This is a genomic window from Halopenitus malekzadehii, assembly GCF_900108505.1.
Classification (GTDB): domain Archaea; phylum Halobacteriota; class Halobacteria; order Halobacteriales; family Haloferacaceae; genus Halopenitus; species Halopenitus malekzadehii.
In genome coordinates this window covers 30,114-53,698 of record NZ_FNWU01000004.1, presented here as the reverse complement: position 1 = coordinate 53,698, position 23,585 = coordinate 30,114, and the positions used below count along the sequence as shown (strand labels likewise).

The window sequence follows — 23,585 nt, the reverse complement described above, 5'->3', positions numbered from 1 at the left end:
AAGACCGCACGAACGCGAACCCGAACGTCAGGGTACCGTTACCGATTCAGCACTCGGACCAGCCGCAGGACTCGCACGTCTTACAGCCCTCCGAGAAGTAGAGGCTGAGACCGCCACACTCGGGACACTCCGGCGACTCGCCGGCCGCGATCAGGTCCTGCGTGGCGTCCTGCTCGGGCTCGGCGACGTCGCTGCCGGTACCCGGCGCCGGACCGACCTCGTCGGCCGCCGCGTCAGCAGCAACCCCGCCGCCGTCGGTCTGTTCCGCGCCGGTTGCCGGCACGTCCTCTGTGCCGTCCTCCTCGAGCTCGCTCAGCGACTGCTGCTGGGGGATCCCCTTGTCGATCTCGTCGTCGAGGTAGCGACGCAGCGCCGTGCCGATCGCGTCCGGGATGGACTGGATCTGCTCGCCTTTGTCCCAGGCGACCTTCGGGCTGCGCGTACCCTGCAGCTCGTCGACGATCTCGACCGGGTCGACCCCCGAGCGGAGCGCCGTCGAGATGACCTTCGCGAGCGCCTCCGTGAAGGAGTTCGTGTAGCCGCCCGAGTGGCCGATGTTGGCGAACAGCTCGAAGGGCCCGCCGTTCTCGTCCTCGTTGATGGTCACGTAGAGCTTGCCGTAGCCGGTTTCGACCCGCTGGGTGACGCCGTTGAGCGAGTCGGGACGGGGACGCGTCTCCGCGTAGTTGACCGTCGGTCGCTCGCTGGCCTCGAGCAGGCCGTCGATCTCCGCGTCGATCTGCGCCCGAACGTCCTCGTTGTCGAGGAACGCCTCGACGCCGCCGAAGACCTCCTCGATCTGTTCGACGATCGTCTCGGCCGCCTCGGACTCGTCCGCGAACTCCGCGTTCTTCGCACGGGTCGTCAGCACCTGCTTCGAGCGCGTGCCGTCGCGGTAGACGGTGACGCCCTTTCCGCCGTGGTCGTAGATGTATCGGTACACCTCGTCCATGTCCTCGGGCGACGCCGAGTTGGGGAAGTTACAGGTCTTCGAGATGGCCGAGTCGACCCCGCGTTGGCAGGCACACTGGACCGCCGCGTGCTGTTTGCCCGAGAGGTCGCCGGTGACGACGAATAGCTCGCCGATGGGGTTGGGAACGGTGTCGAGCCCCTCGACGCCGTCGAACTCGTTGTTCGACATCTGCTCCTGGGCCTCGCGTTTGACCGCCTCGACGTCGACGTCGTTGGCCTCAAGCGTTCGCAGGAAGTAGTCGTCGAACTCCACGAGCATCTCGTCGCCCTGGACGTCGTCGGAGACGTTCTTGTAGAAGGCGACGTTGTAGATCGGCTCACAGCCACCGGTCGTGTTGCCGATCATCGACGTCGTTCCCGTCGGCGCGATCGTCGTCGTGTTGTGGTTCCGGATCGGGTACCCGTCCGCCCACTCGTCGGCGTCCTCGCCCGTGTGGTGTTCGAACCACTCGCGGTACTCCGTCGGATCCGCGTACTTCGAGTCGGCCCAGTCGTTGAAGGAGCCGCGCTCCGCGGCCAGCTCGTGGGAAGTCTCCTTCGAGACGTGGTTGATGTGGGTCATCAGCTGGCCGGCGATCTCGTTGCCGGTCTCGGAGCCGTACCGGACGCCGAGCTGGATGTACAGCTGGGCCAGCCCCATCACGCCGAGGCCGATCTTCCGCATATCCCGGACCTTCTGTTCGATCTCCGAAACCGGGAAGTCCGACATCGTGACCACGTTCTCGAGGAAGCGCGTGCCGTAGTCGATGCGCTGGTCGAACTCCTCGAAGTCGATCGCCTCCTCAAGGAAGGCGTCAACGGCCGCCTCCTGGGAGTCGTACTCGTCGGCGTGCTCCTCGCTCCAGACGCGCCAGTCGGGCGCGCCCTGGTCGGCGAGCGTCGAGAGGTTGATGTGGCCGAGGTTACAGGCCTCGTACTCCTCGAGCGGCTGTTCTCCGCAGTTGTGAACCACGAGACCGTTAGCAACGAACGAACTGGTGTCGGGTTCAGTCAGGTCATACACGGCCTCGTGGCCGTCCGGCTCAACGGACGCGACCGTCGCTTCAAATCGCTCGGAATAGGGACCACGATCGTAGTCGTCGAGTCGCTCCTCGAGTGCCTCACTCTTCGAGTCGAGCAGGAAGCCGATCTCGTCGCGGAACCGTAACAGATTGTCCTTGGAGATGACGAGATCGTGATCCGCCTGACGTTCGTACTCGGCCGTTCCACCGTTTCCGTCCGGCATCTCCTGAACGCCAGCTTCGTGGCGTTCCTCGTAGATTTTGCTGTGGACTCCGAAGTTAAGCAGAAGTCGCTGAACCTGCTTCAGAAGGTCCGTACTCGTGCTTGTCAGACGAACCGAGTTCCCCTTCTCGTGAGTTCCGTGTACGCCGCCATCAGCAGTAAACAGGGCGCGAAGGAATCCGCGGGCCATCTCCTCGCTTCCTCGCATTACTGCGTCGGGTACCTGGAGTTTCTCGTCGACGAGGTCAGCCTCTGCAGCGTACTCGTACAGTCGAGACGACCGAACGCGCTGCTCGACTGCCTGTGCACCGCGATAGTCATCGCTTCGAGAGATCTCCGAAACACCGACCTCGTAGTCAGCGTTTCCGGTCGGCTCACGGACGACGTCATTTACGTCCGTGGCGAACGCGTCGGAAATCTGACTGTCCTCGTCGTAGAAATTGAGAACCGCGCGTTCCTCGCCGTGCTTGAGGTGCCCGTCACCGACGAGCCAGCCAAGGACTCGGCCTTCCTCGGTCGATCCGTGCTGTCCAAACGCGCCTTTCCGGTTCTGAACGTGGACGGTATCACCGGTATCGAGGTTCTCCGCCTCGACCCAGCCGTCGTCGGTCATCACGCGATGGTCGGCGGTCAGACGGAGTTCATACCCTTCCTCGGTGGAGAGTTTATAAACGTCCTTTTCACCGGTCTTGTAGACGCTGCTCGCCTCCTTGAGCGTCTCCTCACTGAGACGACCGTCGACCACGACGTCACGCGCGACGCCCTGTTCGTAGAGTTCTTCAGCTTCGACGAGGCCGTTTTCTGTACTGATCAGCGTGTCACCGGTGACACACGGATTCGTTGCAAGGATGCGGTGGTCGGGATGCTCCTCGACGTCGAAGGAGTGCTGTTTGTTCACCCGTTCGAGGTAGATGACGCCGGGTTCGCCGTTCTCGTGGGCGCCCTCGACCATATGTTCCCAAATCTCGTCGGCCGGGATCGACAATTCCTCGCCGACCTCGACGTGGTGGCCGAGGTCGAACATCTCGTAGAGCTCCTTCGTCTCCGCGGTCGCGATGTGGGGCTCCTCGGTGCGGGGATTCGTGAAGACGAACTCCTCGTCGTTGTACAGCGCCTCCATGAAGTCGTCGGTGACGCCCACGGAGATGTTGAAGTTCGAGAGGTGCCCCTCGACGGCGTTTCGGAGGTGTTTGGGGACGCGCCCCTCGTCGTCGATCAGTTCGCGGGCCTCCGCAAGGGCGTCCTTGAAGGAGGTGTGGGTGTAGTCGTCGGGGTCGTTGAGCCGCAGGGAGTGGGCCAGCGAGACGTCCTTGTTCTTCGCGTGGATGAACTGGATGACGTCGGGGTGGGAGACGCGCATCACGCCCATCTGGGCGCCGCGCCGGGCGCCGCCCTGGGCGATCGTCTCGCACATCTGGTCGTAGGTCCGCATAAAGGTGATCGGCCCGGAGGCGATCCCGCCCGTGGAGCCGACCGCGTCACCGTAGGGGCGGAGTTTCCAAAACGCATACCCCATTCCGCCGCCGCTTTGGAAAACCTCTGCGGCCTCCTTGGCGGTCTGATGGATGTCGGTGATGTCGTCGGCGGGTGAGTCGACGAAACACGCCGACAGCTGCTGGAGCTCGTCGCCGGCGTTCATCAGCGTCGGCGAGTTCGGCATAAAGGACAGCGACTCCATCCCCTCGCGGAACGTCGCGGCCGTGTCCTCGACGTGGTCGCGGATCTCGGCCGGGAGATCCGGAACGATCGTTTCGTAGGCGAATTTGTTGACGTTGTGGGCGGTGAGCGTCGTTTCGCTGTCGTCGGCGGCGGTGACCCCGGCCCCAAAGACCTCGGCCGCGAGTTCATCGCGGCGCGGGTGGTCGGGCTTGAGCTGGTCGGGCGTGACCGTGATCTCGGTGTCCCGTTTCTCGGCTTCATAGACTGCCTCCGCGAGCGCGACGTTCTTCGCGACGCGGACAAACAGTTCTTCCTGGGTTTCGATCTGGTTTCCGTCGGCGTCCTTGCGGAGGTAGCGGGCCGGCAGAATGTTGTGATAGGCGTTGGCCGTCAGTCGGTCTTCGAGTGTCTCGCCCGTGGTGCGTTTGATCGGCAGTTCGAGCTCGTCGGCGGAGAGATCGCTCCCGCTCATCGCGGGATGACGCCCCCTCGATCGTGTGCTGTCTCGTGCATCTATCGTGATATGGTACTGTTGTGGTGGACCCTTGTATCTTCCCTTCCCGGCCCAATAGGTGGCGATCGTGTCGGATACGTTAGTATTTCTCGACGGCGCGAACCGATATCGCGCCCGTACGGTTCAGTATTCAGTTACCGAGCCTCATAAGGATGCCCCCTCCGGAGCGAAAGTGAATCCGAAAACCCGAATACCGGTAGCAGGCAGCGGTTTATACAGTGGAATCGAAGGGGTGTTCGAGGATTTGGTTGGAATATCGACCGGACCACACATCAGCGGCACAGCTCCCCGAAACGGGCCGAACGTGCCCGGTACGTGCCCGATACGTGCTCTATCTGACGTATTTTATATATGTGTCTGACACTGGATCGGCCACAGACTTATGTCGTCGCTGTCCCTCCGGGACGGTATGAACGGGATCCTTCCCGCCGCCGAGACCGCAGCAGTCGACTCCGAACTCACGGCGACGGCCGGGTCGCTGCTCCTGCAGCCGGGGTTCGCGTCGACCCCGCTCCGCCAGATCCTGATCGCGCTGGTCGCCGCGGCCATCGTGATCGTGGTCGGGCGGATCGTGCTTGCGATCGCCTGGAAACTCGTCACGATCGCCGCGGTCGTCGTCGCGCTGCTGTTGCTGCTGTCGACGTCCGGAATCGTCTAGAAACGGCCCGACCGTCGAGCGACTCGTTCGGAAGTGGTCGTCGCGCGGCGATAGCGGGCCGTGATAGCGGTCACGGCGTCGGCGCCGCGACCGCGGCCAGGAAGTTCCGGATCACGTCGTGGCCGACGCCCGTGAGGACGCTTTCGGGGTGGAACTGCACACACTCGATCGGATGCTCGCGGTGGCGGATCCCCATCACGAGCTCCGTTCCGTTATGGTCGGTGGTCGCGGTGACCGCAAAGCAGTCGGGAACCTCGGTCGCGATCAGCGAGTGGTATCGCCCGGCGCGGAATCCCTGGTCGAGGTCGGCGAAGACGCCTTTGCCGTCGTGGTCGATCGGGAAGGCCTTCCCGTGGACCGGCTCGGGCGCGTGGCCCACCGATCCGCCGTACTCGTAGACGGCGGCCTCGAGCCCCAGACAGACGCCGAGCGTCGGGATCGTCGGCGAGAGCTCCCGCAGGACCGCGGTCGTGACGCCGACGTCCCGGTCGTTCTTCGGGTGTCCCGGGCCCGGACTGATGACGATCGCGTCCGGGTCGGTCTCCCGGACGTCCGACAGCGTCGCCCGGTTCTTCAGCACGGTCGTCTCGACGCCGCCCGGAAGCGGCTGTTCGGAGACGTACTCCACGAGGTTGTACGTGAACGAGTCGTAGTTGTCCACGAACGTGACTCGGGTCGTCATCGGTCCGCATCACCTCCTGCCTCCCGAATCGCCTCGACTGCGGCGCGCACGCCGTCCATCTTCTGTTCGGTTTCCTCGTACTCGGCGGTCGGGTCCGAGTCGGCGACCAGGCCCGCGCCGGCCTGGATCGTGATCCGGTCCGTGGGCCGGGTCTCGGAGGAGGAAGGGGAGGATGACACATCCGATACGGCGTCGATCGGGACGTCGTGGTCAGTCGGAACGTCGTGGCCGACCGAAACGTCGTGGTCGATCGTCGCCGTCCGGATGACGATCGCGAAGTCCGCGTCGCCGGTCCAGGAGTAATAGCCCACGCCGCCGCCGTAGACGCCGCGAGGCGAGCGTTCGAGCTCGTCGATGATCTCCATCGCGCGCACCTTCGGCGCGCCGGTGAGCGTGCCCGCGGGGAACGTCGCGCGCGTCGCGTCGAAGGCGTCGACGTCGTCGGCGAGCGCTCCCGTGACAGTCGACTCGATGTGCTGAACGTGACTGTACTTGAGGACGTTCATGAACTCCTCGACGCGCACCGATCCCGGCTCGGAGACGCGCCGGACGTCGTTGCGGGCGAGGTCGACGAGCATCGTGTGCTCGGCGCGCTCCTTCTCGTCGGCGAGCATCTCGCCGGCGAGGCGCCGGTCCTCGACCGGGCTGTCACCGCGGGAACAGGTCCCGGCGATCGGGTTCGAGACGATCCTGTCGTCCTGCACCGACACGAGCGTCTCCGGGCTCGCGCCGACGATCGACCGATCGCCGTGGTCCAGGAGGTACATGTACGGCGACGGGTTGATCTCCCGGAGCGCCTCGTAGAGCCCCAGCGGGTCGACGTCGCCGTACAGCTCCCGCGTCCGGGAGACGACGCCCTGGTAGACCTCGCCGTCGAGGACGCGCTCCTTGGTCGTCCGAACCGCCGCCTCGTAGTCCTCCTGTGGTCCCGCCGTCTCCGCGATCCCCGTGAATCCGCCGGGGTCCGGATCGGTGGCAGCCCGAAGGTCCGCGAGAACGTCGGCCGCCTCCGCGACCCGGTCGTCGTAGACCGCACCGGGATCGTCGGCGGGCGTGACGACCGGCGTGAGAACGAGGTCGACGGTCTCGGCGACCTCGTCGAAGACGAGCGTGCGCGTCGTGAGACAGAACTCGGCGTCGGGCACGACCGGATCGGGACGGTCGACGCCGATCTCATCGAGCCAGAGGTCGTAGACCGCGTCGTACGCCAGAAAGCCGACGAATCCACCCGAGAGCGTCTGCCGGTCCGTCTCGGGGAATCCGCAACGCTCCACGTCCGGGAACGCGCCGCGAACACGGTCGAGAACGTCCCCGTCAGCCGGCGTGACGTCCCCCTCGAGCAGATCGGCAGCGGGGCCGAGCCGCGTCAGGTCGGTTCGGTCGGGATACACCGAGAGAACGGCTTCGGGGTCGTACCCCACGAAGGAGTAGCGCGCGTGGCGGTCGGCGCCGGTGCTGGGCGCGAAGGCGCCGTCCGGGTCGCTCGAGGCGACCTTCTCCGCCGACTCCAGCAGGAAGCTGTGGTCGCTCCGGTCGGCGAGCGCGGCGTAGGCGGTCAGCGGCGAGACGTCGACGTCGAGCTCGATCGCGATCCGAACCACGGCTGGACCGTCGGCGTCCGCAACGTGGTCGACGAATGCCTCCCGTGACAACGAGGGATCGAGATCCGTACGCGAGGGAGCGGACTCCGACTCGGAGCGAGTCGTCACGCGAGCGTCACCTCCCGACCGGCGTTACGAACGAACCGCGCGAGCGCATTGTGGTCCTTGCGGCCGCCGGACAGCTCCACGCCGGAGGCGACGTCGACTGCATACGGGTCGGCAGTCTCAACGGCCTCGGCGACGTTCTCGGGGTCCAAACCCCCCGCAAGTACGACCGGCGAGGTGAGCCGGGTCGCAAGCGAGCCGGTCGCCTCCCAATCGTGGGTCCGGCCGGTGCCGCCCGCGCCCTCCTCGGTCGTCGAGTCGACCACGAGCGCGTCGACCGCCTCGTCCAGCCGCTCGGCCAGCGCGTGCTCGTCGGCGTCGACGGTGACGAGCACCTTCACGCCGGTCTCCGCGCGGACGTAGCCGATCTCCTCGGGAGTCCACTCGCCGTGCAGTTGCAGCGCGTCGGGGCCGACGGTTCGAACGAGTTCGACCGCCCGTTCCGGGGAGTCGGGCATCGTCACGAGCGTGGCGGTCACGAACGGCGGCACGCCGGCCAGCAGGTCGGCCGCAGTCGCCGGGTCGACCTCCCGCGGCGTGTCGACCGGAACCTCGGTGATGGCCCCGACGGCGTCGGCACCGGCCTCGATCGTTGCGCGGACGTCGGCGCCGCGGGTGAGTCCGCAGACCTTCGCGCGGGCCATCAGTCGTCCGCCTCGGCGCCAACGTCCGTCTCCTCAGGCCCCGATTCGGCGGTGTCGCCGCACAACGCGGCGAGCTTCTCGGCGGCGGCGCCGGAGTCGATCGCCTCGGCGGCCGCGTCGACGCCCGCCTCGAGGGAGTCGACCAGGCCCGCGACGTAGACGGCCGCGCCGGCGTTCGCGAGGATCAGGTCGCGCTTCGGGCCGGTCACCTCGCCGGTGACGATCCCGCGGAGGTCGGCCGCGTTCTCCTCGGGACCGCCGCCCGCGACGTCCTCGATCGGCGCGCGTTCGAGGCCGAGGTCGGCCGGCGCGATGGTGTACTCGGTGACGTCCTCGCCTTCGACTTCGGCAACGACCGTCTCGTCGTGGAGTGCGATCTCGTCCATCCCGGAGCCGTGGACGACCAGCGCGTGCTCGACGGGCATATGCGCGAGCGACCGGGCGATCTGCGGGACGAGATCGGCGTCGTAGACCCCGAGGACCTGCCCGTCGGCCCCGGCCGGGTTCGTGAGCGGGCCGAGCACGTTGAAGACCGTCCGCACGCCGAGCTCCTTGCGCGGGCCGATCACGGCCTTCATCGCGGGGTGGAACACCGGCGCGAGCATGAAGCCGATGCCGTCCTCGTCGATCGCCGCCTCGACGGCCGGCGGCTCGGCCTCGATGTCGACGCCCGCCACCTCGAGCACGTCCGCGCTCCCCGAGGTGGAGGACACCGAGTAGTTGCCGTGTTTGGCCACGGCGGCCCCCGCTCCAGCCGCGACGATGGCCGCGGTGGTGGAGACGTTGATCGTGTCGTAATCGTCGCCGCCGGTACCGCAGGTGTCGACGAGGGACTCCCGGTCCGGGTCGATCGTCCGGGCCGCATCGCGCATTCCCGTCGCGAACCCCGCGATCTCCGTCTCCGTCTCGCCCTTCGTCCGGAGCGCCGCAAGCAACGCCCCGATCTGTGCCTCCGTGGCCTCCTCGAAGACGATCCGGGCCGCCTCGCGGGCCTCCTCGACGGTCAGATCCTCGCCCTCCGTGACGCGCTCGATGATGGTTGTGATGTTCATTGTGGGCACCGATGTATAGGTTCGTCTTGTAGTGTACATATCTGTACATCGCCTTAAGCGTGTCGTCGCCGGCGTCGGATTCCCCGTGAGAGGACATCACTCGACACACTGGAACCCGGACCCGAAAACGAAGGAAGCGACCGCCAGGGCGGCCGGCATCACATATCGCGCGATCGGCCGATGTTCCACAGGTCGCCGCCGCAGTCGTCACAGGTCGGGGTTTCCGGATCGACCGTTCGATCAAGGCAGTCAAAGCATTCGTATACTGAATCAGTATTTATCTCCGTCTCTGGCCTCATATTTCCCACAAAACCATCGAGATATATAATTCGAATCCTGAAGGACCTTATATTGATCAGGGACGTTGATGTCCGTCGATCTCGTCGATCGGTCTCGTTCCACACGGTTCGTGGCCACGTATACCACTATCGGGATGGCGAGACTCGGTCGGATTCCGGACCCACCACCCTTATAAACCGTCCCCGGACGCCGTCACAGTTCCTTATAAACGACGTCGCCGTCGACGACCGTAAGGTCGACGTCGATGTCGCGGATCGACTCGGGACGGTCCCATGGCGAGTCGTCCAGGGCGACGAGATCTGCCCGCTTGCCGGTCTCGATCGTTCCCAGTCGGTCCTCGTCGAAGCCGGCGACCGCGCCGCCGCAGGTGTAGGCACGGAGCGCCTCGGTGACCGAGAGTCCTTGATCCGCAGCGGGGTCGTTGACCGCCCAGTGGAGCCCGACGAGGGGGTCCATCGGCATCCCGTCGGAGCCGAACGCGAGGGTCACCCCGGCGTCGAGGAGGTCGCGGAATCGGTTCGTCCGGGTCCGTCGATCGCCGAGTCGGCGCTCGTAGAGGCCGCCGTCGCCGGCCCACTTGCGGAAGTTCGGCTGGACCGAGGCCACGACGTCGTCCGCGGCGATCCGGTCGATCGCCTCGTCGCTGGCCAGTTCGACGTGTTCGATCCGGTGGCGTGCATCAGTGCCCGATTCCGTTACGTCCTCATAGGCGTCGAGGACCGCGTCGATCGCCTCGTCGCCGATCGCGTGAGCGGCGACCTGGAGGCCGGCGCCGGCGGCGTCGGCCACGAGAGCGGCCAGCTCGTCGGGTTCGACGACCCACTGGCCGGTTTCACCGGACGCGTCGGCGTAGGGGTTCGAAAGCTTCGCCGTACGTCCCCCGAAGCTGCCGTCGGTGAACGTCTTGATCGCGCCGACCCGGACGACGTCACTGCCGGCGTTCGACGGGAGTCCGGCCTCCAGGAGCGCATCGAGGTGGTCGCTCCAGTAGTTGATCCGGACGCGGACCGGCAGCTCGTCCGCGGCGTCGAGCTCCCGGTAGACGCGCGGGGCGTGCGAGCGGCGAACCATATCGTGCACGCCGGTTATCCCCCTCGCGGCGGCGTCCGTCAGCGCCCTCGTGACGAGCTCGCGCGTCTCGGCGAGACCCGGGTCGGTGGCGTCCCGGACGGGGTCGATCCCGTCCTCGACGATCACGCCCGTCGGCTCGCCGGCGTCGGTCCGGAGGCAGTCATCGGGGATCGATCCGACGATCCGGTCCAAGGCGGTCGAGTCGACCGAGGCGAGATGCATATCCGCCCGAAACGCGACGACCGGCCAGTCGGTCCCTACCCGATCGAGGTCCTCGCGAGTGAGGTACCGATCCTCGTTCCAGGTCGACTCGTCATAGCCGTAGCCGATGACCCAGCGGTCGCCGTCGGGGTCGGCCGAGTCCCCGTCCAACTCGTCGGCGCGCGCCTGCAGCCGATCGACGGCGTCGGCCGGCCCCGTCGCGTCCGACAGATCGGCGTGCACGAGCTTCCGGCCGGCGATCGTCACGTGCGTGTGCGCGTCGATGAATCCCGGCAGGAGGACGCGGCCGTCGAGGTCGAGGACGGTCGTGCCGGTTCCGGCGAGGAACTCGACGTCGTCGCTCGACCCGAGACGGACGATCTCGCCGTCCCGGACCGCGAGCGCCTCGTCCGTCTCGTCCGGCTCCGCCAGCGTGTGGATCTCCCCGTCCAGCAGGACGAGGTCCGCGGCGTCGGTCATACGCGTTGGACCGACGCGAACCGGGTTAACGGTTCGGGCCCCGGATCCGGCCGTCAGTTCGGCGTCCGCGTGCGTCGAACCGACACGCCTTAGCCCGCGCCGCGAGCACACCCGGGTATGTCACTCGCCGAGGACCTCGCGGAGCGCGTCCGCGAGGGCGAGATCCGCCTGCACGAACTCGAGGACCACACCGACGCGGACGCGGCGGCGACGGCTCGCCGGCTGCTCGTCGCCGACGAGTCGGGCGCCGACCTGGAGGCGACCGGGGCGTACGCCTTCGACGCCGCCGTCGCGGAGCCGAACGTCGAGAACATGGTCGGCGCGGTGCAGATCCCCCTCGGCGTCGCCGGGCCCGTGACGATCTCGGGCGGGGCGCTCTCGGGCGACCGATACCTCCCGCTTGCGACCACCGAAGGGGCGCTCATCGCGTCGGTCAACCGCGGCTGCGGAGTGCTCGATGCGGCCGGCGGCGCGAACGCGCGCGTGACGAAGACCGGGATGACCCGGGCGCCGGTGTTCAAGACCGACGGGATCGTCGAGTCGGAGGCGCTCGCCGCGTGGACGCGCGACAACGCGGACCGGCTCCGGGAGGCGGCCGAGTCGACGACGAGCCACGGGGAGGTGACCGACGTCACGCCCTACGTCGTCGGGAACAACGTCTACCTCCGGTTCCGCTACGACACGAAGGACGCGATGGGGATGAACATGGCCACCATCGCCACCGGCGAGGCCTGCGAGCTGATCGAGGCGGAGACCGACGCCTCGCTCGTGGCGCTCTCGGGCAACCTCTGTACCGACAAAAAGCCGGCCGCGATCAACGCGATCGAGGGACGCGGCCGGTCGGTGACCGCCGACGTCACGATCCCGGCCGAGATCGTTGAAGACCGACTGCACACCACTCCCGGGGCCGTCGCGGAGATAAACACCCGGAAGAACCTGGTCGGGTCCGCGAAGGCGGGCTCGCTCGGGTTCAACGCGCACGTCGCGAACGTCGTCGCCGCGATGTTCCTCGCAACCGGCCAGGACGAGGCGCAGGTCGTGGAGGGGGCCAACGCGATCACGACCGCGGAGGTGACCGACGGCGGCGATCTCTACGTCTCCGTCTCGATCGCGAGTCTGGAGGTCGGCACCGTCGGCGGCGGAACGAAGCTCCCGACACAGGCCGAAGGGCTCGAGATCCTCGGCGTCCGCGGCGGCGGGGAGCCGGCGGGAAGCAACGCCGACGCGCTCGCGGAGGCGATCACGGTCGGCGCGCTCGCCGGCGAACTGTCGCTGCTGGCTGCGCTCGGGTCGCGACACCTCTCCTCGGCACACGCGGACCTGGGCCGATAGCGGACTTGAGCCGGTAGCGGACTCGAGCCGATAGCGGATCTGGACCGGCAGCGGACCGAGAACGAGGGTCTCCTGGAACCACCTGGAACGGTCAGGTGGTCAGGTGGCGTCCAGCGATCACACCGAGGCGCCGCCACGGCCGCCCCGAAGGAACGCGTCCTGCAACAGGACGCCGCCGCCGATCACCAGGAGCACGATCCCCAGCCAGGCGATCCGGCCGCCGCCGCCCACCGCGACGACGAGGAAGCCGGCGCTCGCGAGCAGATGCCCCGCGAGCTGTTCGGCGCGTCCCTCGCGAGCGTAAACGAGCGCGATGGCCACAAACCCGACCCCACACGCCCCGAAGGCGACGCGCACGGCCTCGGCGCTTGCGACGCCGGGGGCAAAGGCGCGTACCACAAGCGCCGTCGCACTCGCCCCGCCGAGAACGGCCACGGCCACGAGGGCGGCTCGGATCCTGGACGCCATTTGGTATGAATACACATAGCAATCGTTTAAAACCGCGTCAGACAGCCGTCATCACGGATCCCGCCGAGTGGGCTTGGTTTTCTAGGTTCGTTCAGAGCCGGCGATAGGTGCCGCCCGACTCCGACACCTCGCCGCGACGCCGAAGGCGCTCGAGGAGGTCGCGGGCCGCCTCGGCCGGGACGCCGTCAGCCGTCGCGTACGAGACGATCGACTCCTCGGTGGGATCCTCGACCGCGTCGACCGCCTCCCGGACGACGTCGAGCCGGGAGCGGCCGGCTGACGCCCCGTCGGATCCCGAGGCGGTGTGATCGTCCGTGCTCCCGATTTCGTCGGGATCGAGGCCGACGCCCTCGAGGTACTCGCGGTCGTCGATCCCGGCGTCCTCGGCGCGGGCCGCGAGCTCGCTCGCGTGGTCCACCTCCGCAAACGCCTCGGAATCGCCGTGTTTCTTCGCGAGCAGCGCCGACCGTGCCTCCCGCGCCGCCTCGCGGTCTTCGGACTCGAAGAAGCGCTTGAGTCGATCGGTCCGGTGCCGTTTCTGACAGCGGGGACAGGTAGCCGTCTCGCTCGTCTCGGGATCGGTGAGCAGCCACATCGTCGCACAACCGTTGCACCCGACGACCGCGTACATACACACGCGTTGTGTCCCCGCGGACGTGAACGTGCTGGTCCGGAGCGCACGCAGTCGGCACACGGAACGCTCCGGGGCGATCCGTCCGCGTCGAACTGCCACCCTTTTTACTCCGGCGAGCCGGAGACGCTGCCAATGAGCGAGTACGATTACGAGGAGCTGGGCCTCGTCGCCGGGCTGGAGATCCACCAGCAGCTCGATACGGCGACGAAGCTGTTCTGTGACTCCCCCACGACGCTCCGGGAGCCCGAGGAGGCCGACCGCGAGTTCACCCGATACCTCCACCCGACGAAGAGCGAGCTCGGCGAACTCGACGAGGCCGCCCTCGAGGAGAGCCGCGTCGACCGCGAGTTCACGTATCTGGCGTACGACACCACCTGCCTCGTCGAGGAGGACGACGAGCCGCCGAAACGCCTCGACGAGGAGGCGCTCGCGGTCGCCCTCCAGATCGCCGACCTGCTCGACGTGTCCGTCGTCGATCAGGCCCACGTGATGCGCAAGCTGGTCATCGACGGCTCGAACACCTCGGGGTTCCAGCGCACGCTGTTGCTGGGCCAGGACGGCGAGATCGAGACCGAGGAGGGCCCGGTCTCGATCGTCGACCTGCTGCTCGAGGAGGAGTCGGCCCAGCGCGTCGAGGAGACCGACGACGGCGTCGTCTACTCGCTGGACCGACTGGGGATCCCCCTCGTGGAGATCGGCACCGGGCCGGACATCCGATCGCCGGCACAGGCGCGAGAGGCCGCCGAACGGATAGGGACCCTGCTCCGGTCGACGGGCTCGGTCAAACGCGGCCTCGGGACGATCCGCCAGGACGTCAACGTCTCCATCGCCGATGGCGCCCGCGTGGAGATCAAGGGCGTCCAGGACCTCCAGGGGATCGAGGACATCGTCCGCAACGAGGTCGGGCGCCAGACCGAACTCGTCGCGATCGCCGACGAGCTGGCCGCACGCGACGCAGCCGTCGGCGAGCCCCGCGAGGTGACCGACCTGTTCGCGGACACCGATTCCGGCGTCATCCGCGGCGCGCTCGAGGACGACGGCGCCGTCACCGCGGTCCCGCTGTACGGCTTCGACGGCCTCGTGGGTCGGGAGATCCAACCCGATCGGCGGCTCGGGACGGAACTGTCCGACCACGCCAAACGGCACGGTGCCGGCGGCATCTTCCACACCGACGAGCTCCCGGCCTACGGCGTCACCGAGGCCGAGGTCGACTCCCTCCGTGAGGCGGTCGGAGCGGGCCCCGACGACGCGGTCGCGATCGTCGCCGCGGATCCGGAGACCTCCGAGTTGGCGATCGAGGCGGCTGCCGATCGCGCCGCGGACGCGATCGAGGGCGTTCCCGAGGAGACCCGGGACGCGAACGAGGACGGAACCACCCGCTATCTCCGACCGCTCCCCGGCGCCGCCCGGATGTACCCCGAGACCGACGTGCCGCCGGTCGAACCCGATCCGAGCGAGGTTGAGACGCCGGAGCTGCTCGACGAGAAGACCGACCGATACGTCGAGGACTTCGGTCTCGATCCCGGTCTCGCCGAGCAGATCGCCTTCGGACAGCGATTCCCGCTGTTCGACACGGCCGTCGATCGCGGGATCGACCCGACGCTTGCTGCCACCACGCTGGCGTCGACGACGACCGAGCTCCGACGAAACGGCGTCGCGATCGAGCGCGTTGGCGACGAGCAGTTCCTCGGCGTGCTCGATCTCGTCGAGTCCGGCGACCTCGCTAAGGAGGGCGTCGGCGAGGTGCTCTCCGAGATCGCCGCAGATCCGACGCTATCAGCCGACGAAGCCGTCGAGGCGGCGGGTCTTGCGGGCGTCGATCGAGAGACTGTTCGCGAGGCGGTCAGTGAGGTCGTCGAACGCAACGCCGATCAGGTCGCGGAGGAGGGGATGGGCGCCTTCTCCGGGTTGATGGGCGAGGCGATGGGCGCGCTCCGCGGGAAGGCGGACGGCGAGGTCGTCTCCGAGGTCCTCCGCGAGGAGATCGGCAAACGGTCGTAGTTACTCGGTGAGCTCTTCGTTCAGCGACTCCAGGTCGTAGGTCGCCGGGCCGCGTGGCTCATCGCGCAGCGTCGAGATGACGAACGTGGAGTTCGTCCGCTCGACCTCCGGAAGCGCCTCGAAGTCGCCGATCAGCCGCTCGACGGCGTCCGATGAGGAGAGCCGCGCGAGGACGATGAAGTCGGTCTCGCCCATCGTGAAGTACGCCTGCGTGACGCCCTCGACCGTCAACAGCTCGTCGGCGAACTCCTCGTAGGGGCCGTCGTAGTCGGCGAGGATCTCGACGATCACCGTGACCCCCAGACCCAGCTCCTCGTGGTCGAAGTCGTAGAGGTCGTTCCGAATGACCCCCGCATCACGCAGGTTGTTCAGCCGGTAGTGGATCGTCGAGACCGGGATGTCGGTCTCCTCGTGGAGTCGTTCCGGGCTGCCGGTGCCGAGGTCGGCGATCGCCTTGAGCAGGCGAACGTCGCGGTCGTCCATGGGGCGGAGTTTCGCGTCGGGATCCATTGGTATTCCGATCGACACGCTTGGAGGAACCTCCAAGCGGACCGACGGGGATCGGAGCTGGATCGATCCAGAAACAACCGTTTGATATATCATCCCCAAAACCAACTTTGTTAGAGATGAGTTTAAGAGTATAGAGATACTTCGATCGAACAACCAATGAATGGAGATTCGTTGTTGTCGTCTCCGATCTCGATCGCCGCGGCGTTCTCGCTGTTGGCGGTGCTGTGGGGCGGGTCGTTCGTCGCGATCGAGATCGGGCTGGAGTATTTCCCCCCGCTGTTGTTCGCGGGGGCGCGCTACGCGATCGCGGGCGGGATCGTGTTGGGGTACGCGATGGTCGTCGGAACACGATGGCTGCCGCGAACCCGGACCGAGTGGACGAGCATCGCCGTCACGGGCGTGCTCGTCATCGCCGTCTATCACGCCTTCCTCTACGTCGGGGAACTCTACGTCCCGGCCGCGATCGCGGCGGTCGTCGTCAGCCTCTCGCCGGTGTTGACCGCCGCCTTCGCCGCCGTCCTGTTGCCGAACGAGCGGGTCGGCCCGGTCGAGATCGGCGGCTTTCTGATCGGCATTCTCGGCGTCGCACTGATCGCGAATCCCTCGACCGGCGGGCTCGTCTCCACCGAGCTGATCGGGGTCGGGCTCGTGCTCGCCAGCGCCGCGTCGTTCGCGCTGGGCGCGGTCCTCCTCCGGCCGCTCCGCACGGAGTTCTCGATCGTCGCCCTCCAGGGCTGGGCGATGGTGGTCGGTGCCGGACTGCTCGGCGTCGGCGCCGCGGTCACCGGCGAGTCGATCGCCGACGTCACGCTCACACCCGCAGCCATCGGGACGCTCGCGTACCTCGCGCTGCTGTCGGGCGTGGTCGCGTTCCTCATCTACTTCGCCCTGCTGGACACGATCGGCCCGACGCAGCTGCACCTGATCGGCTATGCCGAGCCCGTCACGGCCGCGGCGGCCAGCTGGCTGGCCTCGGACATCTCGTCGACGGCGACGCGCTGCTCGGCTTCCTGGCCATCCTCGTCGGGTTCCTCGTCCTCGAACGGGACGCGATCCGCGGGCTCCTTCGGTCCCGGTTCCCCGCGCGGGCCTGAGCCCTGAGCACGTCCCGCTGACCGGACGTGTGTTGGCGACTACATGTACATCCGGTCGTCGGGAAGGTCGGCGTTCCGGTCGTCCATTCGCTCGGCCAGATCGGCGTAATACTGCTGTATATCGGTCGCGAACGTCTCGAGTGGTCCCGAATCGATCTCGAGGTCGTAGATCGTCGAGACCGTTTCGACGAGGCGGATCGCGGCCTCGACGTCGGGGACCTGGGCGTGCACCGGCGTCACGTACACGCACACGCCGAGCGGCGAGTCGATGCCGCGTTCGAGCAGCGCCGCGTTCGTTCCGTCGAGAAAGCCCGACCCCATCCCCTCGATCCCGGCGTCAGTGAGCCGGCGTTCGCGATAGTCGTCGGTCGCGACGTAGTAGGTCCGATGGCCCTCCGGTCCGTGTGGGACGGGAACGCCGGACAACACGGCGACCTCGGCGGCGTCGGTCCCGTCCGCGACGGCAGTCGGGTCGGCGGCGGGATCGTCGACGCCGTCCGCGGCGTCGGCATCGCCTGCGCCCCCGGTCCACTCGAGGATCGACGCCGCGAAGGCGTCCCCGAACTGGACGGGGACGAGCAGTTCGCCGACCAACACGGTGATGTCGAGGTCGTCGCGGGAGAACAACCGGTTCGGACGCCGGGGACGGCCGTTCTCGAAGGGAGTGATCGAGGGGAATCCATCGACGGCAACGTGACCGGTCTGTGTGAGATCGAGGGCGTCGACGAGATAGTTGACCGCCGTCAATCCCGCCAGCCCGTAATTGGAGAATCCGGCCAGAAGGACGTCGCTTGGGGCCGACTCGTGTGTCACTTCGAAGGTCGGATCGTGTCGGTGGGGTGCGGACATAATCGATGGGTTCGGTCGGGGACTGCTTATCGGTTCGGGTGAAATCAGACGACTGCGGGCGGCGACCCGACGGCAGCCGACAAGCGCGATCGAGGGATGGTGGGAGGAAACGCTTTTTCCGATGGGGGTCACCCATACGCTATGGATGCCACGGCGGCCCTCCAGTCCACGTCGATGACGGATGCGGTGCCCAACTGGCTCTCGCGGATTCCCGGTGTCGATCTTCTGGTGGCCGTCGGTGTCGTCGTCGTCGGGGTGTGGCTCTCGAAGCTGCTCGTCCGCCTGCTGGGCAGGCCGGTGGCCCGCCGGTTCCACAGACAAAGCGTCGCCCAGACAATCCTCCGGTCGGTCCGCGTCGCGACGGTGCTCTCGTCGCTGTTCCTTGCCGGGTGGGTCGCCGGGCTCGGCCTGCCGGACCTCGTGTTGTCGGTCACCGTCTTCTCGGCCGTGGTGGGCGTCGTCCTCGCGCCGCTGATCGGGAACGTCATCAACGGACTGTTCGTGCTCGCCGACCAGCCCTTCGAGATCGGCGACATGATCGAGCTCGACGACGGCCGGCGCGGCTTCGTCGAGGACATCACCATTCGGTACACGAAGGTGATCACCATCGACAACACGTTCCTCGTGATCCCGAACTCCAACACCCGGGAGCGGGACATCACCAACTACTCCGCCGAGGACGAACGTACCCGGCTGACGCTCGAACTTCTCGTGACCTACGAGTGCGACGTGGACGCGGCACGCCAGCTGATGGAACGTGCCGCCCGCGACTGTGAGGACGTCATCGACGGCGGCCCCGACATCCGGATCGGGGCCGCGAGATACGCCGCCGGGCCCGACTGCCGGCTGGCGGAGTACGCCGACGACGGGATCCTCCTCCAGCTTCGCTACTGGGCGAAAAAGCCCTACAAGATCCCCAAACTCCAGTCACAGGTGAACTCCCGCATCTGGGAGCTGCTCGCCGACGCCGACGTCGAGGTCGCCTACCCGCATCGACACATCGTCTTCGACGACACGAGTGGGGTGGCTCGCGTGGGGAAACCGATCGACGGCGATCCCGCGGGTCCAGTCGATGACCCCGTCGACGATGCCGCCGAGGACCCCGTCGACGCCCCTGTGGAACCCTCCACTACCGGGGATGAGCGGACTGACGATCGGACCGGCGTCGACTCGGACGGCGATCCCCCACACGGCGACCTCGATCACGGGAACGGCTGATCACGGGAACGGGTGATACTCCCGGTCGAGGTCGGGTTCGAAGCCCATCGTCGCCGGCACCGACCGGGCTCGATCGCCGAAGAAGGGATCACCGGTGAAAAGCGGCTGTGCCGACGGAACGAGCACGCGCGTCGCCTCGAACCCGAGCGTCTCGAGATCCCGGGTGGTGAGGCGGGCCGCATACGCCGTCAGTCCGGCGTCGTCGAGATGATCGAGAACGGCATCCAGCTCCGTGGTTCCGGCGTATTCGGACTTCCCGACGGTGTCCGGGCCGACGGCCGTTTCGGGGTCGAAGAACCGCCGGGTCTCGTCGGGGAACTCGGCGTGGTGTGCGATCGCGCCACCCTCGGTCGCGGCCGCCTCGGGCCCCATCGACCGGAGCTCCATCCAGTTCTGGAGCGCCTCCGAGACGGCCGACCGAGCCGCCGCGATCGGGTCCAGATCCGCGGCCGATCCCGCGGCGAATCGGGGCCACGCGCCGTCGCGATGGACGGCGGCGGCGACGACCGGCACGTCGACGTCGGTCGTCACGAGCACCGTCCTGACCGTGAGCCCCTCCGCACGGGCCCGTTTCCGAAGCTCGACGAGCGCCGTCGCGTCGTCGGTCGGCCCGTCCGGGTCGGACGCGGTATCGGCACCGGCTGCAGCCGAGTCGGCGGCCCGATCGGCGATGCCATCGAGCGACAGCCCGAGGGGCTCGAACGTCGAGTACCACGCCACCATCGTTGCATCACGCTCGATCGTCTCGTAGAGCCCCGACAGCAGGGCGTCGACGCCGGAACTGCCGACGCCGAGGCCCGTCGTGATCGAGGGGCGAAACCGGCGTTCCGGGGGCGGAAAGTGGACGAACTCGGCCGGAAGATGGACGGGTTCATCGCCGGACGTGTCGAGCCGAACGCCGGAGACCCAGGGGATCGACTCGTTCGGATCCACCGCAACCCGCTCCGGCGTGACGAACGCGTCGGGGTGAACCGGGTCATCGACGGCGGCGAGGGGTTGCCGTTCGAGATCGGCCGCACGATGGACGCCGGCGGCGTATCGCTCGAGCCCCTCGCCGAGCGCCTTCATAAAGGCGGCGTCCCAGTCGACGTCGACGCCAGCGGCGAACTCGGCGGCCCGCACGTCACTGAACCCGCGGGTGTCCGCGGTCCGTGCGATGTAGTAGGGGACCGGGAAGGACTCGCGCTCGCCGACCGTCTCGATCGGACCGATCCGGTCGTCGACGGCGCGTTCGCCCCGATCGAGCGTCTCGGCCAGCGACGCTTCGCGGTGCGTCCGCAGGACCCCGATCGACCGGCTGCCCGACCGGTCGCTGCGGGGGTTCTCGTTGGCGGCCGCCGTGGCATTCTTCCCGGCAGCCGCCGTGGCATTCCCCTCGGCGCACGCACAGCCCGGAACCGGAAGCAGGGTGCGTTCGGGCCCCGGAATCTCCACGACCGTGTCGCGGACCGCGTCCGCTCCGCCCGAGAGGACGCCGATCGCGTGTCGCCCGGCCACCGCGCCGGCATACCGGACCGCGGACCGAACGCCGGTCGGTCGGTCGCACGTTTCGGGGTCGCCGGCCGCCACGCGACGGCGGAGACAGTCGTAACAGGCCTCCTGCAGGACGGTCACCGCGGCGTCGATCGACTCGATCGGGTGGCCGCCGATGCCGCCGATCTCGATCGCGATCCAGGCGTCAAGGGCCTCGTTTGCCGTCGCGAAGACCGGGTCACCGGTCGTGGCCGCGACCACGGCGAAATCCACCCCGGCGAGGAGATCCGGGTCGGCACCCATCGGGAGAACGTTCACCTCGACGTCGCCGAGTGCCGCTTCGACCGACTCGATCGCGGGGCCGTCGCCGACGAGACCGATGTCCATACCCGGCGTACGGACACCCGCGAGAAAAACCCACGGTCCGGCGCGGGAATGCAAGGGGGTTCGGCGCGGGAAAGCGAGGGAGTCCGGCGCGGGAAAGCGAGGGGAGCCGGACCGGTCAGTCGTCGCTGCCGAGCGCGGACTCGCCGACCGGATCGTGGCCCTCGATCCGCTCCATCCCGCCCATATACGGTCGGAGCGCCTCGGGGACGGTGACCGTCCCGTCGGGGTTCTGGTAATACTCCAGGATCGCGACGACGATGCGGGGCACGGCGAGTCCGGATCCGTTGAGCGTGTGGAGGTGCTCGGCCGACTCGTGGTGCTCCTCCCGGTACTTGATGTCCGCACGTCGCGCCTGGAAATCCTCGAAGTTCGAGACGCTGGAGACCTCAAGCCATCGCCCGCCGCGGTCGGGGCCCTCCGGCATATCGTCGGCGGGTGCCCACACCTCGATGTCGTACTTCTTCGCCTGCGTGAAGCCGAGATCGCCGGTACACATCTCGAGGATCCGGTAGGGAAGTTCCAGCCGGCGGAGGACCTCCTCGGCCTCGTCAAGCAGCCCCTCGAACCGCTCGTCGCTCTCCTCGGGGCGGACGAAGTTCACCATCTCGACCTTGTTGAACTGGTGGACGCGGACGATCCCGCGCGTCTCAGTGCCGTGTTCGCCCGCCTCCTGGCGGAAGTTCGGGGAGTAGGCCTGATACTTCAGGGGCAGGTCCTCCGAGAGGAGGATCTCCTCGCGGTGGAGGTTGGTGACGGGGACCTCCGCGGTCGGCAACAGCCACAGGTCGTCCTCGTCGTAGGGCTCGTCGTTCGACCCCTCGATCCGGTAGGCGTCCTCGGTGAACTTCGGGAACTGACCGGTCCCCTCCATCGACCGGCTGGCGACCGGCAGCGGCGGAAAGACGTCGCGATAGCCCTGCTCGCGGTGGACGTCGAGCATAAACTGAACCAGGGCGTGTTCGAGCTGGGCGCCCTGGCCCATCGCGAAGTAGAAGCCGCCGCCGGAGACCTTCGCCGCGCGGTCGAACTCGAGGATCCCGAGTTTCTCGCCGAGGTCGTAGTGGGGCTCCACGTCCGTGGGCAGATCGCGGACGTCGTCGAACAGTTCGCGGCGGCGCTCGACGTTCTCGGACTCGTCGGCGCCGACCGGCACCGACTCGTCGGGGATCTGCGGCAGCTCCAACAGCGCCGCCTCGAGCTCCGCCTCGAGTTCGTCGGCGCGCTCCTCGACGTCCTGCAGCTCGGCTTTGAGCTCCTGGGAGCGCTCGATCGCCTCCTGGGCGGCCGCCTCGTCGCCGGCCTGTTTCAACTCACCGATCCGTGAGGAGACCTCGTTGCGCTCGTGACGGAGGTCGTCGCCCCGCGATTTGAGCTCCCGCCACTCCTCGTCGACCTTGAGGATCCGATCGAGGTCGACGTCGACGCCCTTGTTCTGCAGGGCCTCGCGGACCGTTTCCGGGTTCTCCCGGACGAATTGACGCGACAGCATTTGGGAAGGCTTTCGCCGGCGCACCCAAAACCGTATCGGAGCCGCACCGCGGGTCGCTCTGGCGCGTCGGTCCTCCGACGACCGTCGATGACACACCCCCGCGTTTTTATCGGGTGACGGCGAACCTATCGGTGAGATGCAGGTCACCCTCCTCGGGACCGGCGACACGACCGGGACGCCGACCGTCGGCTGCGACTGTGACACCTGCACCGCGGCCCGCGAGCGTGGAATCTCCCGATCGCGGTTCTCGGTTCACGTCGAACACGAGACGACCGGCGAGTCGCTGCTCGTGGACTTCAGCCCCGACTTCCGCCAACAGTTCCTTGAGAACGACGTTCCACTGCCGGACGCCGGGCTCGTCACGCACATCCATTTCGATCACCTCGACGGGCTGGGAAACGCCTATCGCGTCTTCGACGCCCTCACGGTCCACGCCCCTGACGAGGTCGATCCGGTGACCGACGAGAGCGTCGCCGAGACGGTCCGCCGCAAGTACGACTACCTCGAGGACCGGATCGGCGTCGCGGGCCACGACCCGATCGAACCCTTCGAGACCTGCGGGTTCGAGGTCCGGTTCGTCCCGGTCGACCACCCGCCGCTCGTCTGCTACGGCGTCACGATCGAGGAGCCCGAAACGGGCACGAAACTGTCTCTGACAGGAGATTCGAGCTACGACATCCCCGAGCGATCTCGGGAGGTCCTCGCCGACCCGGACCTGCTGCTGGCCGACGCGATCGTCCCCGCCCCCCTGTGTGAACACCACCCGATGGGCGGCCGCCACGAGCGTCCGGACGGCACGCCGCGTACCTTCGGCACGAAGCACATGACCCGCGAGGGCGCGCTCGATCTGGCCGACGAGTTGAACGCGAGCGAGACGCGGCTGGTCCACCTCGCACACTTCTACCCGGCCGACGAGGCCTTCGAGGAGCCGCTGGCGATCGACGGCGAACGGTACCGGTTGGGGTGA

18 protein-coding genes and 1 pseudogene are annotated in these 23,585 nt (G+C 67.6%); 6 read left to right on the top strand and 13 right to left on the bottom strand.

Annotated elements, in window-relative coordinates; genetic code table 11:
- Positions 1-46 precede the first annotated feature (46 nt).
- Entirely contained in the window at positions 47-4,327 is a 4,281-nt protein-coding gene (locus BLW38_RS08935) for an LAGLIDADG family homing endonuclease (protein WP_092816911.1), read from the bottom strand.
- Positions 4,328-4,778: 451 nt separating this feature from the next.
- Here BLW38_RS08935 and BLW38_RS08930 point away from each other — a divergent pair, with 451 nt between their 5' ends.
- Positions 4,779-5,027 (top strand): hypothetical protein, encoded by a 249-nt coding sequence (locus tag BLW38_RS08930; protein ID WP_245710119.1) that lies wholly within the window; start codon positions 4,779-4,781, stop codon positions 5,025-5,027.
- Between the two features lie 70 nt (positions 5,028-5,097).
- On the opposite strand, the gene trpG is transcribed toward BLW38_RS08930, so the two are convergent.
- The 6 genes from trpG to BLW38_RS08905 form a co-directional block, all read right to left on the bottom strand.
- Entirely contained in the window at positions 5,098-5,709 is a 612-nt protein-coding gene (gene trpG, locus BLW38_RS08925; protein WP_092816910.1) for an anthranilate synthase component II, read from the bottom strand.
- Positions 5,706-7,418, bottom strand: a complete 1,713-nt coding sequence (gene trpE / locus BLW38_RS08920) for an anthranilate synthase component I (RefSeq protein ID WP_092816909.1) — start codon at positions 7,416-7,418, stop codon at positions 5,706-5,708. The genes trpG and trpE overlap by 4 nt, the downstream gene beginning before the upstream one ends.
- Positions 7,415-8,059: a phosphoribosylanthranilate isomerase gene (locus tag BLW38_RS08915; RefSeq protein ID WP_092816908.1), complete on the bottom strand. Its 645-nt coding sequence runs from the start codon at positions 8,057-8,059 to the stop codon at positions 7,415-7,417. Before BLW38_RS08915 ends, trpE begins: the two co-directional genes overlap by 4 nt.
- The gene (gene trpD, locus BLW38_RS08910) at positions 8,059-9,111 is read right to left on the bottom strand and encodes an anthranilate phosphoribosyltransferase (protein ID WP_092816907.1); all 1,053 of its coding nucleotides are present in this window, start codon (positions 9,109-9,111) and stop codon (positions 8,059-8,061) included. Before trpD ends, BLW38_RS08915 begins: the two co-directional genes overlap by 1 nt.
- A gap of 158 nt (positions 9,112-9,269) precedes the next feature.
- Positions 9,270-9,410 (bottom strand): rubrerythrin-like domain-containing protein, encoded by a 141-nt coding sequence (locus BLW38_RS15775; protein WP_143040831.1) that lies wholly within the window; start codon positions 9,408-9,410, stop codon positions 9,270-9,272.
- 193 nt (positions 9,411-9,603) lie between these two features.
- On the bottom strand, positions 9,604-11,163 hold the full coding sequence (locus BLW38_RS08905; RefSeq protein ID WP_092816906.1) for an amidohydrolase: 1,560 nt from the start codon (positions 11,161-11,163) through the stop codon (positions 9,604-9,606).
- 117 nt (positions 11,164-11,280) lie between these two features.
- Here BLW38_RS08905 and hmgA point away from each other — a divergent pair, with 117 nt between their 5' ends.
- The gene (hmgA, locus tag BLW38_RS08900; RefSeq protein ID WP_092816905.1) at positions 11,281-12,495 is read left to right on the top strand and encodes a hydroxymethylglutaryl-CoA reductase (NADPH); all 1,215 of its coding nucleotides are present in this window, start codon (positions 11,281-11,283) and stop codon (positions 12,493-12,495) included.
- Between the two features lie 117 nt (positions 12,496-12,612).
- Here hmgA and BLW38_RS08895 read toward each other — a convergent pair whose 3' ends face one another.
- Positions 12,613-12,963: a hypothetical protein gene (locus BLW38_RS08895; RefSeq protein ID WP_143040830.1), complete on the bottom strand. Its 351-nt coding sequence runs from the start codon at positions 12,961-12,963 to the stop codon at positions 12,613-12,615.
- A gap of 91 nt (positions 12,964-13,054) precedes the next feature.
- A complete protein-coding gene (locus BLW38_RS08890) occupies positions 13,055-13,594 on the bottom strand; it encodes a DUF5817 domain-containing protein (protein WP_092816903.1) in 540 nt (179 codons plus the stop codon).
- A 135-nt stretch (positions 13,595-13,729) separates the two neighbouring features.
- On the opposite strand from BLW38_RS08890, the gene gatE reads away from it, so the two are divergent.
- Positions 13,730-15,598, top strand: coding sequence for a Glu-tRNA(Gln) amidotransferase subunit GatE (gatE, locus tag BLW38_RS08885; protein WP_092816902.1), 1,869 nt, complete (start codon positions 13,730-13,732; stop codon positions 15,596-15,598).
- On the opposite strand, the gene BLW38_RS08880 is transcribed toward gatE, so the two are convergent.
- The gene (locus BLW38_RS08880; RefSeq protein WP_092817020.1) at positions 15,599-16,081 is read right to left on the bottom strand and encodes an Lrp/AsnC family transcriptional regulator; all 483 of its coding nucleotides are present in this window, start codon (positions 16,079-16,081) and stop codon (positions 15,599-15,601) included.
- A gap of 183 nt (positions 16,082-16,264) precedes the next feature.
- On the opposite strand from BLW38_RS08880, the pseudogene BLW38_RS08875 reads away from it, so the two are divergent.
- Positions 16,265-17,202: pseudogene (locus BLW38_RS08875) on the top strand (DMT family transporter).
- 39 nt (positions 17,203-17,241) lie between these two features.
- On the opposite strand, the gene BLW38_RS08870 reads toward BLW38_RS08875, so the two are convergent.
- The gene (locus BLW38_RS08870) at positions 17,242-18,051 is read right to left on the bottom strand and encodes a proteasome assembly chaperone family protein (protein ID WP_092816901.1); all 810 of its coding nucleotides are present in this window, start codon (positions 18,049-18,051) and stop codon (positions 17,242-17,244) included.
- 141 nt (positions 18,052-18,192) lie between these two features.
- Here BLW38_RS08870 and BLW38_RS08865 point away from each other — a divergent pair, with 141 nt between their 5' ends.
- Complete coding sequence (locus BLW38_RS08865; protein WP_177167467.1) at positions 18,193-19,269, top strand: mechanosensitive ion channel family protein; 1,077 nt, start codon at positions 18,193-18,195, stop codon at positions 19,267-19,269.
- On the opposite strand, the gene BLW38_RS08860 is transcribed toward BLW38_RS08865, so the two are convergent.
- Together BLW38_RS08860 and serS are read right to left on the bottom strand one after the other, a co-directional pair.
- Complete coding sequence (locus tag BLW38_RS08860) at positions 19,270-21,129, bottom strand: YcaO-like family protein (protein ID WP_092816899.1); 1,860 nt, start codon at positions 21,127-21,129, stop codon at positions 19,270-19,272.
- 115 nt (positions 21,130-21,244) lie between these two features.
- A complete protein-coding gene (gene serS / locus BLW38_RS08855) occupies positions 21,245-22,618 on the bottom strand; it encodes a serine--tRNA ligase (protein WP_092816898.1) in 1,374 nt (457 codons plus the stop codon).
- A gap of 136 nt (positions 22,619-22,754) precedes the next feature.
- Here serS and BLW38_RS08850 point away from each other — a divergent pair, with 136 nt between their 5' ends.
- Positions 22,755-23,585 (top strand): MBL fold metallo-hydrolase, encoded by an 831-nt coding sequence (locus tag BLW38_RS08850; protein ID WP_092816897.1) that lies wholly within the window; start codon positions 22,755-22,757, stop codon positions 23,583-23,585.

What these genes read in the sequence shown, in the direction of transcription:
- BLW38_RS08850 (WP_092816897.1), top strand. Translation starts at nt 22,755, where the DNA reads ATGCAGGTCACCCTCCTCGGGACCGGCGACACGACCGGGACGCCGACC.
- BLW38_RS08890 (WP_092816903.1), bottom strand. Translation starts at nt 13,594, where the DNA reads ATGTACGCGGTCGTCGGGTGCAACGGTTGTGCGACGATGTGGCTGCTC.
- trpD (WP_092816907.1), bottom strand. Translation starts at nt 9,111, where the DNA reads ATGAACATCACAACCATCATCGAGCGCGTCACGGAGGGCGAGGATCTG.
- BLW38_RS08860 (WP_092816899.1), bottom strand. Translation starts at nt 21,129, where the DNA reads ATGGACATCGGTCTCGTCGGCGACGGCCCCGCGATCGAGTCGGTCGAA.
- BLW38_RS08905 (WP_092816906.1), bottom strand. Translation starts at nt 11,163, where the DNA reads ATGACCGACGCCGCGGACCTCGTCCTGCTGGACGGGGAGATCCACACG.
- BLW38_RS08880 (WP_092817020.1), bottom strand. Translation starts at nt 16,081, where the DNA reads ATGGACGACCGCGACGTTCGCCTGCTCAAGGCGATCGCCGACCTCGGC.
- BLW38_RS08915 (WP_092816908.1), bottom strand. Translation starts at nt 8,059, where the DNA reads ATGGCCCGCGCGAAGGTCTGCGGACTCACCCGCGGCGCCGACGTCCGC.
- BLW38_RS08935 (WP_092816911.1), bottom strand. Translation starts at nt 4,327, where the DNA reads ATGAGCGGGAGCGATCTCTCCGCCGACGAGCTCGAACTGCCGATCAAA.
- BLW38_RS08930 (WP_245710119.1), top strand. Translation starts at nt 4,779, where the DNA reads ATGAACGGGATCCTTCCCGCCGCCGAGACCGCAGCAGTCGACTCCGAA.
- BLW38_RS08870 (WP_092816901.1), bottom strand. Translation starts at nt 18,051, where the DNA reads ATGTCCGCACCCCACCGACACGATCCGACCTTCGAAGTGACACACGAG.
- gatE (WP_092816902.1), top strand. Translation starts at nt 13,730, where the DNA reads ATGAGCGAGTACGATTACGAGGAGCTGGGCCTCGTCGCCGGGCTGGAG.
- serS (WP_092816898.1), bottom strand. Translation starts at nt 22,618, where the DNA reads ATGCTGTCGCGTCAATTCGTCCGGGAGAACCCGGAAACGGTCCGCGAG.
- hmgA (WP_092816905.1), top strand. Translation starts at nt 11,281, where the DNA reads ATGTCACTCGCCGAGGACCTCGCGGAGCGCGTCCGCGAGGGCGAGATC.
- trpG (WP_092816910.1), bottom strand. Translation starts at nt 5,709, where the DNA reads ATGACGACCCGAGTCACGTTCGTGGACAACTACGACTCGTTCACGTAC.
- BLW38_RS08895 (WP_143040830.1), bottom strand. Translation starts at nt 12,963, where the DNA reads ATGGCGTCCAGGATCCGAGCCGCCCTCGTGGCCGTGGCCGTTCTCGGC.
- BLW38_RS08865 (WP_177167467.1), top strand. Translation starts at nt 18,193, where the DNA reads ATGGATGCCACGGCGGCCCTCCAGTCCACGTCGATGACGGATGCGGTG.
- BLW38_RS15775 (WP_143040831.1), bottom strand. Translation starts at nt 9,410, where the DNA reads ATGAGGCCAGAGACGGAGATAAATACTGATTCAGTATACGAATGCTTT.